This window comes from Microvirga aerilata, from assembly GCF_016743775.1.
Lineage (GTDB): Bacteria > Pseudomonadota > Alphaproteobacteria > Rhizobiales > Beijerinckiaceae > Microvirga > Microvirga aerilata.
The window spans coordinates 1-9,311 of sequence record NZ_JAEQMY010000134.1; the positions used below are offsets into that span (position 1 = coordinate 1).

Consider the following 9,311-nt stretch of genomic DNA (forward strand, 5'->3'; position numbering starts at 1 on the left):
GGTGGGCCTCGCTTGCATGCGTCATGGCGCGACACCTCCGTGTCTAAGACAACGCACAAGGCCCGGCTGTAGTACTAGGTTGAACGCGGCAGGAGATATCGACCGGATCGGCGTGCCTGGGCTAATGGCCGACGTCAAAACTCCCCCATTGAGGGGCAATCGACGGGGGAGTTCTCTCAGGAGCTGACTTGCTTGTGTTCGGAGGCGGATGGGTCCCGAGGGATGAAAGAGGACCAATCCACAATCCTGAGAATGCGCCCTCCGCAGGGCGACAGCCTTCACCTAAGTGAAACCAGGCCGGAGATTTTGGCCGGATCGCCGCGCAAGATCTCGCCATTATATCCGTCGGCATCGACGGCCGTATGGGGGCCGGTTAGACTGGAGCCTTGGACCCGTTATCGGGTTTCAGAATGTGCTTCCACGACTTACGCGGCCTTGCGCATCAGGATTTGCCCAACCCAGGCTCCAGCCTCTTCGTGCGCCTTGAACAGGGGCGCGTCCCGGAAGTTGCACTTGCCAAATCCTGCTTCCAGGTGCCACCAGCCCTTGTGCTCAGGGTCATGGTACGTCCTATCGAGGGCGGCAAATCGCATCGAGCGCCGGATCGGAACCCGCCAAGGCCCCGGTCTCCTCAAGAATCCGGAGGCGCTCCTCCTCATGGTCGGCAAGGCTCGTCATGTGCGCCCCTTTGCCTGCTGGACCCGCCACGTGGCCATGAAGTGCTGGGCTGCCTCGGTGTCATGATACCGACGTGGAGCCTGCCGGCCAATGCCCGGCGGCATGCAACAAGGTGGTAGGCGGTCCACCCGCTGCTCGAGCTCGATCATGAGACTGTGGAAGCGCCGGATGCCCTGCTCTGGGTCGATCCGGTACAGGTGGGGATGAAGCTTGACCGAGTGCGACAGTTGGGCAGGCATTCTGCTGTGCCACTGGCGGTTCTCGAAGGATATCCTCCTCGGGGTATCGAATGCGCAAAGGTAGGTATGAAGATGAACGCCACATCGCAGTCATGTTTAGACTGAGGCTGATCAGCTCATGCCCCGAGCAGAGCGGCATGATCGCGGCGTGATCAGTGAGTTCCAGAATAGTCAGCTCTAAGGGCAGTCCATCGAGCACTGCCATCAGTGTGGGAGATCGCCTGACAGGCTATCGATTGTAGTATTCGGCTCGGGATGTAGGTCCGCGAGGAACATCAGCCCGTGAGTTTGTCCTTTGGACCAAGCCAAGCGCACACGGACTGTTTGCCCAGTCCATGGGATCTCAAGATTGAACTCGCCTGAAAGATCGATTGCCTCAGGGATCCATATCCTTGCTCCGGTAACAGAAAGATTCCGAACGGTGCAGATGATTTTGGTCATTTCTCCATCAAGTGTAATGCGCCCTTCCAAGATCGACGGCAGGCGCTTGCTTGAGCGGCGATCGTGCATGCATCTCGGCTCCTTCAGCACAAAAGCGTGGTGATCAGGCTGACTTTCTTTTCTTAGTCCCAGTATCTGCACCTGCTCAGCATGGTGCAGCGTCCTTGCACTAGGAGAAGGTCCTATTCCGAATGTCTCCACGCAAGCAGAAGTTCAAGCGTTTCTAGCTGAGCGCAGCCAAGCATACCCGTAGAGAGCGAAATTCATGCAAGTGATCGATGGCAGGATAACGGGCCAGTCGGAAGAGCAATTTCTGCTCTTGTGTGAGCATCGCCTCGTTGATGCATAGTAGACAACGACGACCCGCAAAGGCGCAACATGAGCTTCGCGTCAAGTTCATGTCCGCCAACGCCTCAGCGGCCCCTTGCGGGTCTGATGGCGCATTCTCCGTCGGCTGCTGATAGAAACTCGACCCCGGCCTGCTCGAGGGTGCTGCGGATCGTCAGCAGGAGGCGATGGTCGTTGCTCTGGCCGTCCTCAACCCGTCGGATTGTCGAAACCGACACCCCGGACATTTCTGCAAGTTCACGAACGGACGATCCAAGAATTCCCCGAGCCGCCCGCAGCTGCCATGGCATGAGTGGATCATCGATACGAGGCCGGGGAACTGCTTGGAGCGGACGGGTGAAGGTTGCCTCATGCTCGCGAACTGGTCCCGCGATCCGCTGGCACGCACCTATCCATTCAACGGGAGTGCCTTCCTCATTGAGCACCGGGAAAATGCTGCTTTTGAACCAGTAGTATTCGCCGGATCGATCGCGAACGCGGTACTCGTAGGATGATCCTGCGCTCGTGTCCAAGATACGTTGCACGGCTTCGCGGGTCTGCTCCCGATCAGCGGGGTGGACCGCGCTCAGCCAACCCCAGCCTTGCACCTGATCAAAACTTTGTCCTGTAAATGCCCGCCACTCCGGCATGTCGGAAACCTTGCCGTCAGGGCCGACAGTCCAAACGAAATCCCCAGCGGCCCTCATCAGAGCACTGTACCGCGCATTGAGTTCTCGTAGAGCTCTCTTTGTTTCCTGTCTGTCGAACTCTGCTTCCTTTTGCAACGTGATGTTGAAGGTGACGCCGATGACGTGATCGGCTCCGCCATACGCGCTTGGCACCACCCTGACACGGGAGCGAAGCCATGTAATCCCGCCATCCTGCCGGATGCGCCTGTACTCGGCGCTAAAAGCATTGCCCGATTGGCGCGTGGCACGCACCAGCTCCTGGATCTTTGGCCTGTCCTCGGGATGGATGCTGTCCTGAAACTCCTCGACGGTTTCTGAGCCAATGCCAAGAACGTCCTGGGCATTGCCCGACCGTGTGATCTGCCCAGTTTCCAGGTTGAAGTCCCAGGTTGCCATGGGACCTTCGAAGCGGGCCAGGCGCAGTCGTTCCTCATGAACGCGCAGCAGTTCTCCCGTTTCACGCTTGGCCTGGATGTCTTCGGCGGTTCCCACCCATTCGCGCGCCGGGCCATCGTCACGCTTGATGGGGACCGCTTTGCAGAGCACCCATCTATACTCTCCGCTCCGGTGTTGAAGACGAAAGCTCATCTCGAAATACGAGCCGATCCGTACCGCCTCGTCCCAGCCGGCTTCGACAGCCGCTACGTCCTTGCGATGAATTGCGGCAAGCCATCCGCGATCCAGACAATCCTCGACAGGGCGGCCGGTGAAGTTGGCCCAACATTGCGCCTCAATCGCGTTTCCTTTGGAGGTCGCCCGCCATTCGCCAATGCTGTTGGCCATTGCCAGGGCACGGTAACGCTCTTCCCTGGCCAAGAGCTGTAGCTGAGCCTCCCGAATGTCGGTGACATCGATGAGCACGCCCGCCGCCCAACTTGGCTTGCCGTCAGCATCACGAAAAACCTCACCTTTGTTGGCGACCCAACGCACGGCGCCGTTCGGCTGAACAATGCGGAATTCAGAGTCGATGTTCTGGCCCTGCACGACCGCAACCGAGCCGCCGGCGATGCGGTTCGCCCGATCCTCAGGATGCACCATGCTCACAAATAGGTCATAGCACGCCGCCACGGCCCCAGGCTCCAGACCCAGAACCCGGAACATGCCGTCGGACCAGGTGACGCCACCTGTGTTGAAATCCCACTCCCAGTGGCCGAAAGGAGAGGGCGCATTGCCGTAGCCAACCAATTCCACGCCATCGTTCATCTGAGCCGCTTTATCCATCGTCTGTCTCTAGAGAATTCCCTGGATCCGAAGCCATCAGGTGACGCCAGGAACGGTGGCACAGGGGTCGCCTCCGTCTAAAGTTGCCGACATCGCAGTCAAGGTTCGATCAAGAACCTCTTCGTGCTGCCCTTAGGTGATTGGACGAGCCAGAGCAAATTTTGCTCTCTTTCCGTGCCGCTGCAAGTCGAATGACCCCTCAAGAACACTTTTTGCGATGACTGCACAATATTAGGCTCGTTGAAGCAAAATACCTTAGTAGATGCCCCATGTCCCCTTGTCGGCGGCTAGCAAAATCTAAGCATCCTTGTATAAGTACGCTGGTGTCGCGCTGGTGTCGCGCTGGTGTCGTTGCCGTATTGGCCACTTGGATAGCCGGGTGACTGTCGACTGGCTCCGAATTCTACGGTTTTCGGTAATGTTAATGCGGTGTTACTTCCCGCGTAGCTTTTGAGGAAAAGGATATGGTGGCCTGGATCGGCAAGGGCCTGATTGGCCTATGGCGGGCGGCAGGCGCCCGCATCGATAGAGCCATTATTGCAGGGGCAGCCAAACATACGAATGCAAAGGAAGGGTGTCCGAATTTCAGCACCCGAGGATTTGGGGAACGCAATGCTCTGGACGACCGGAACTCCACTCAGCCTCACTTGGACCGAGATGAGCCCTGACGAGATCGAACAGTGCATCATCCGCGCCTATATCCAGCTTGCCTATACTCCTGAAACGTACGGTTCACGCACGGTGACTGTTGTTCGGCTCGGCTTGCTCGAGGCGCGGCTGACCGAAGTCTCGGAAGAGCAGAGGCTTCCAGGCATGCCATGGTTTTGGCTGGAGCTTTACTCACATGAACGAGGGGCGGCTGTTGAGAGTTGCGGATGTACCGAGTTCGACGAGGACAACTTGGCGCGGGCGGTGGAGTTCATCGCCAATGCAAGGCAACAGGCGGAAAGCTTGCACTAAAAGGGCGTGTCCTGCCCGCTTATCCTCGGCTCCTCGTCCGAGCCACGGGACGTGGGGGCGGGGAAAGATGCCGTGATCCACTTTATCTTGGATCGAAACAGGAGCCCACGCACGGTCTGGATCAGATTATTTTGACCGACATTCCCGACCCTCACCTGATCTTAATCCTGGTCGTGTTGGCGTTCTCTGCGCCGGAGGGTCCAACAGGCTTGCGCGGGCTTAAGGCATCCCATCACCGAGCCGCGGTGGACCATTAGTTGGAAACGTGACATGCGGCGCTTCTATTTCGATGTCCATACAAGAGCAGATATCATGCCGGATCTGGAGGGCTCTTACTGCGCTACCCTGGATGCGGCTGAGCATGAGGCGACGCAGACTGCCGTTACACTCGCGCGAGATTGGCTCCCACGCCGCGCACGGGAGGTTTGTGTCGAGGTAAAGGACGAACAGCATCGGGTGCTCCTGACCGTAACAGTCGCGCTGACCATCGAGCGACTGGAGTGAATGCAATGCCGTCTACCCCTGTCGACAGTTGGAAACGGCGACGATTAATGCCCTTCTGAAGCTGGCACCCAGGATCCCATCCGAGCAGGATCGGGAGCGAGCGGTATCTGATCGTTCAACGGACCCTATGTCCGGAATGTCCGAAAGTGGCACCTAGCGGAAGTGAGCCGAACGTCAGCTTTGAGCCCTGAAGCAGAAGTGGGCACTGATCACGGTACAGCGCACGCAACAGTGGCCGGCCCCCATGAGGTGGTCCGGGATCAATGTTAGTGCATGATCGGTCGTGGCGCTACGGCTGGAGTGGCCGGCGGAACTGGTTGGGGTTGCGCAGCCGGCCACAGCACGACCTCTGGGGAGGGTGGTCGATAGCCCAGGGATGAGTGTGGGCGCACGGTATTGTAGTGGCGCCTCCAGCTTTCGATCACGATCTGAGCCTCTTTCAGCTTGTAGAAGATCTCTCCTTTCAGGAGTTCATCCCGAAGCTTCGAGTTGAAGCTCTCGCAATAGCCGTTCTCCCATGGGCTGCCCGGCTCAATGTAAGCCGTCTTCGCTCCCACCGCCGTGATCCACTCGCGCACAGCTTTGGCCACGAATTCGCTGCCGTTGTCGGACCGAATATGGCCTGGAATGCCACGCAGGATAAACAGGTCCGAGAGCACATCGATGACGTCGACAGCTTTCAGCTTCCGGCTCACCCGGATAGCCAGGCATTCGCGCGTGAACTCATCGATGACGTTGAGCATGCGGAACTTGCGCCCATCATGCGTGCGATCTTCGACGAAGTCATACGACCAGATATGATTGGGATACTCTGGGCGGAGCCGGATGCAGGATCCGTCATTGCGCCAGAGCCGTCCTCTCTTGGGTTGCTTTTGTGGCACTTTCAGCCCCTCCTGCCGCCAGATCCGCTCGACCCGCTTCCTGTTCACCCGCCAGCCGGCCTCCCGCAGAAGAGCGGTGATGCGCCGGTAGCCATAACGGCCATACTGGAGAGCGAGCGAGATGATGTCGGCGGTCAGCGCTACTTCATCTTCTGGCTGCTTGGGGATCTTGCGCTGGGTGGAGCGATGCTGGCCCAGAACCCGGCACGCCAGACGCTCGGAAACACCATACTTGGCGGTCACATGCTCCACACAAGCGCGGCGGCGGGCGGGGCTTAGAAGTTTCCCTTGGCAGCCTCTTTCAGGATCATTTTGTCGAGGGTGAGGTCAGACACCGCGCGCCGAAGCCTGGCGTTCTCGGCCTTTAACTCCTTCAGGCGCTTGACCTGATCCGACTTCAGCCCGCCGTACTCCGAGCGCCAGCGATAGTAGGTCACTTCGGTTACACCGATCTGCCGGATGGCCTCGGCGACAGTCCGGCCTTGTGCCGTCAGCACGTCACCTGCCGCAGTTTCGCGACGATTTCCTCGGCCGTGTGTCTCTTCTTGCTCATTCTCTCGTCCTCCATTCGGCTCAAAGCCATACATCAGGGAGGACCACTTCTCAGGGGGCAGACCATGGCTTTCACGCCAATCCGGCAATCGGCCTACAAGATATTGAGTGAGGCTACTGTGCCTTGCGAGAGCGTCTAAAGAGGAGCAAGCTTCAGCCCCCGTCCTGTTACCGGATGAAAATCTATACGGTTGCGTTGCCGCCTACCCAGTTCAATGCGTGCCAGAGTCTACGCAAGACAGCGTCTAACAGATTGTGACGCCGTCAAGGGAGGTAAAGATGGCCACCAATGCAGCGAAGCTTAGCAGTTATCTCAATCTCCTCGACAGAACATTCGATTTCGACCAAGGCCTCATCGAGGAGGCCCCTAATGGGGACCATTACATCGAGTTCAGTATTACATCTGATAACAGATTAGAGGAGCGCTTGGAGCGGTTGGTCGTAAACACCATCAACAGGGCGGTTGATCCTGATGCTTATGGGATTGATACCGGTCCGACTGGTGGACAGAACGCTTCCACCTATACCCTCATCTATGACAAATCGTCTAACAACCTCGACCTGATTGGTGGGGAGTATTCCACCTACCGCAATGATCTTGCAGGCATTTCGGACAGTGATGTGCCATTTGCCCGGTCAGGGTTCGCAACTGGCATTTTTCTCGATGGCCACGCTTATAGGATAGCCGTTCCTGACGCAGTGGTATTTGGCACACGAGTTAAGGATTGGACTGCGAACTGGTGGACATGGGCGCTCCAAGCGCCACTAGAACGTAATCCTCTTCTGGATACGACGGGCGAAGATGCTGACGTAGGTAACACAGGACCAGTCTTTTACCTGGCGGGTAACTTGTCAGAAGACCCAAGTGTAGAAAGAAGATTTACCGTCCCTGAAGGACACCCGGTACTGATACCCGTTCAAAACTTCGTTTCCATCCCGTTTGAAACCGATCCTGCGGGCTACGCTGCCGAACAAGTTGCCTTATGGGAAGCGAGTGTAGATGTGACAAGCCTTTCCGCTACCATCGATGGCGATTCAGTCGAGAACATCGAGGAGTATCTTGTAAAATCCGACCCCTTCACACCCGGTCAGCCTCAGGCAGGTTCTCTGCTCAACGCCTCGCTCCCTCCTGAGTTGCCCCCTGAGGACGATCTGTACCCAAGTCTGTCATCCGGGTACTGGCTGATGATCGAGGGCCTTACTCCAGGGCAGCACACAATTACTGTGAGTGGAACAGCAGGGGGCGGCTCAACTGGTGTGACAGATTACATCCTTGTTGTTTGAAGCCGAGAGGCGCTCGCAAGTTTCACGATGTTTGAGCCGGAGAAGCGTCCACAATCACTCCGGCTCGCTTTTCGCACGACAAGCCGATCAGGCTTTCAGGTCATCACGCAGCAAGCACCCGCTGCACCACGCTGACACCTACCCCAAGGTGCTTGGCAATCTTGATCATCCCGATGGTTGGGTTCTCAGCACGGACCTTCCTAATGGCCTCTTCCACCCCCTGCTTGGTCTTAGGGCGACCGAGCGTCTTCCCCTCAGCTTTCGCTCGTTGAAGTCCCGCGTTGACCCTTGATCGGATCATCTCCCGTTCGAGCCGAGCGAACACAGCGGCCATCTCCAGCATGGCCCGTCCATGAGCTGTGGAGGTATCCATGCTCTCCTTGAAGTAGAACTGCGAGACCCCCGCTGCTTCCAGCTCGTCCATCGCCGTCACCACAGCGGAGGTGGAACGTCCCAAGCGGTCAACAGCCCAGAACAGAGCAATGTCGAAGCGGCGGCGCTTTGCGTCCTTGAGGAGGTTGTCGAGCCCTGGACGCTTGTCTCTGCCCTTAGAACCGGAGATCCCAGCATCCTCATAGGCGGCGGATACGTCCCAGCCTCGCAGCTCTGCCAGCTTGGTCAGATCGGCCCTTTGGTTCTCAACGGTCTGACCATCTGTGGAGACGCGAAGATAGATGGCTGCCCGTTTGCCCATTATTGCTGCCCCTGTGCCGGATCACTGAAAACGATGATAGTTCGTATTATACGATAATCAGATGTTTAACGTATGGTCAAGCTGGATCGAAAAAGGTGAGGAAATACAAGGTTTCTCCACACCGGATTTCAGCAGGGTTTTCCGTATAGGTGGGTCGCGCCACAAAGAAGCCCAATCGCGCCTCCACGCCCTACATCTCCCTCAGCGAACGAGTCGCTCATCTTTCACTTATTGAGATACACGACACCATGGGGCTTCTGCCGTTCCTTCAGCGCGTCATCGCAGCAACTCTCTGGACGCTGGCAGCGGGAGCAGTCGCCACAATCATTGGGCTTGTTATCGGGAACTACAGTGCCTCAACGAGAGCCGAGGGAGTAGCACTCGGACTCTGGTACTGTCAGTTGATTGCTGTTGGCCTCTGCCCATTTGTGCTGTGGTGGCGCGTCTATCGAACCATGTGGCTCCATGGACCTAAACGGAGTGCAGGGGTTAGGAAGCCCAGCATCGAGGCCAGCACGACCACGGTGCTTGTACGAGAGCAGCCAGTGCAGGCTCGCACCAAGCCCAAGCCGAAGCCTGAGGAGCCTATAGAGAAAGCCGAGAAGCCGAAAACCAAGCGCGAGCCGAGGGTGCGCCGCGAGCCTACCTCATGACAGACGAGAGGCACCCTATGGGGAAATTGTTGGAGACTGGTTTAATCAACGGGGCTCAATTTTTTGCGATGTGCAAAATGGGTTGGCCCTCTGTTTGCATTAGCTTGCTATGAGCCTGTCCGAGTGAAATTTGAATCCGAGCAATGACTTGTGATTCACTGGTTGGCGCCGATTTGCGGAGGCGCCCA

8 protein-coding genes and 1 pseudogene are annotated in these 9,311 nt (G+C 57.5%); 3 read left to right on the forward strand and 6 right to left on the reverse strand.

Features of this window, described 5'->3' with window-relative positions:
• Positions 1 to 425: 425 nt before the first annotated feature.
• From JKG68_RS33045 to JKG68_RS29290, 4 genes are all read right to left on the reverse strand, one after another.
• The gene (locus JKG68_RS33045) at positions 426 to 593 is read right to left on the reverse strand and encodes a hypothetical protein (RefSeq protein WP_210346487.1); all 168 of its coding nucleotides are present in this window, start codon (positions 591 to 593) and stop codon (positions 426 to 428) included.
• An 81-nt stretch (positions 594 to 674) separates the two neighbouring features.
• Entirely contained in the window at positions 675 to 917 is a 243-nt protein-coding gene (locus tag JKG68_RS33050; protein WP_210346488.1) for a hypothetical protein, read from the reverse strand.
• A gap of 204 nt (positions 918 to 1,121) precedes the next feature.
• Positions 1,122 to 1,427 (reverse strand): PilZ domain-containing protein, encoded by a 306-nt coding sequence (locus tag JKG68_RS29285; protein ID WP_202065616.1) that lies wholly within the window; start codon positions 1,425 to 1,427, stop codon positions 1,122 to 1,124.
• A 344-nt stretch (positions 1,428 to 1,771) separates the two neighbouring features.
• Positions 1,772 to 3,595: a PAS domain-containing protein gene (locus JKG68_RS29290; RefSeq protein WP_202065618.1), complete on the reverse strand. Its 1,824-nt coding sequence runs from the start codon at positions 3,593 to 3,595 to the stop codon at positions 1,772 to 1,774.
• Positions 3,596 to 4,207: 612 nt separating this feature from the next.
• Here JKG68_RS29290 and JKG68_RS29295 point away from each other — a divergent pair.
• Together JKG68_RS29295 and JKG68_RS29300 are read left to right on the forward strand one after the other, a co-directional pair.
• The gene (locus JKG68_RS29295; protein ID WP_202065620.1) at positions 4,208 to 4,555 is read left to right on the forward strand and encodes a hypothetical protein; all 348 of its coding nucleotides are present in this window, start codon (positions 4,208 to 4,210) and stop codon (positions 4,553 to 4,555) included.
• A gap of 270 nt (positions 4,556 to 4,825) precedes the next feature.
• Positions 4,826 to 5,059 carry a DUF6894 family protein gene (locus tag JKG68_RS29300; RefSeq protein WP_202065622.1) on the forward strand — a complete coding sequence of 78 codons (234 nt, stop codon included), beginning with the start codon at positions 4,826 to 4,828 and terminating at the stop codon, positions 5,057 to 5,059.
• A gap of 266 nt (positions 5,060 to 5,325) precedes the next feature.
• Here the strand turns inward: JKG68_RS29300 and JKG68_RS29305 are convergent.
• A pseudogene (locus tag JKG68_RS29305) lies at positions 5,326 to 6,493 on the reverse strand (IS3 family transposase).
• 278 nt (positions 6,494 to 6,771) lie between these two features.
• Here JKG68_RS29305 and JKG68_RS29310 point away from each other — a divergent pair.
• Positions 6,772 to 7,776 carry a hypothetical protein gene (locus tag JKG68_RS29310; protein WP_202065624.1) on the forward strand — a complete coding sequence of 335 codons (1,005 nt, stop codon included), beginning with the start codon at positions 6,772 to 6,774 and terminating at the stop codon, positions 7,774 to 7,776.
• 103 nt (positions 7,777 to 7,879) lie between these two features.
• Here the strand turns inward: JKG68_RS29310 and JKG68_RS29315 are convergent, their stop codons facing one another.
• Positions 7,880 to 8,470, reverse strand: a complete 591-nt coding sequence (locus tag JKG68_RS29315; RefSeq protein ID WP_202065626.1) for a recombinase family protein — start codon at positions 8,468 to 8,470, stop codon at positions 7,880 to 7,882.
• Between the last annotated feature and the right edge of the window lie 841 nt (positions 8,471 to 9,311).

Coding starts and splice junctions, on each gene's coding strand:
- JKG68_RS29310 (WP_202065624.1), top strand. CDS start 6,772: ATGGCCACCAATGCAGCGAAGCTTAGCAGTTATCTCAATCTCCTCGAC.
- JKG68_RS29300 (WP_202065622.1), top strand. CDS start 4,826: ATGCGGCGCTTCTATTTCGATGTCCATACAAGAGCAGATATCATGCCG.
- JKG68_RS29315 (WP_202065626.1), bottom strand. CDS start 8,470: ATGGGCAAACGGGCAGCCATCTATCTTCGCGTCTCCACAGATGGTCAG.
- JKG68_RS29290 (WP_202065618.1), bottom strand. CDS start 3,595: ATGGATAAAGCGGCTCAGATGAACGATGGCGTGGAATTGGTTGGCTAC.
- JKG68_RS29285 (WP_202065616.1), bottom strand. CDS start 1,427: ATGCACGATCGCCGCTCAAGCAAGCGCCTGCCGTCGATCTTGGAAGGG.
- JKG68_RS29295 (WP_202065620.1), top strand. CDS start 4,208: ATGCTCTGGACGACCGGAACTCCACTCAGCCTCACTTGGACCGAGATG.
- JKG68_RS33045 (WP_210346487.1), bottom strand. CDS start 593: ATGCGATTTGCCGCCCTCGATAGGACGTACCATGACCCTGAGCACAAG.
- JKG68_RS33050 (WP_210346488.1), bottom strand. CDS start 917: ATGCCTGCCCAACTGTCGCACTCGGTCAAGCTTCATCCCCACCTGTAC.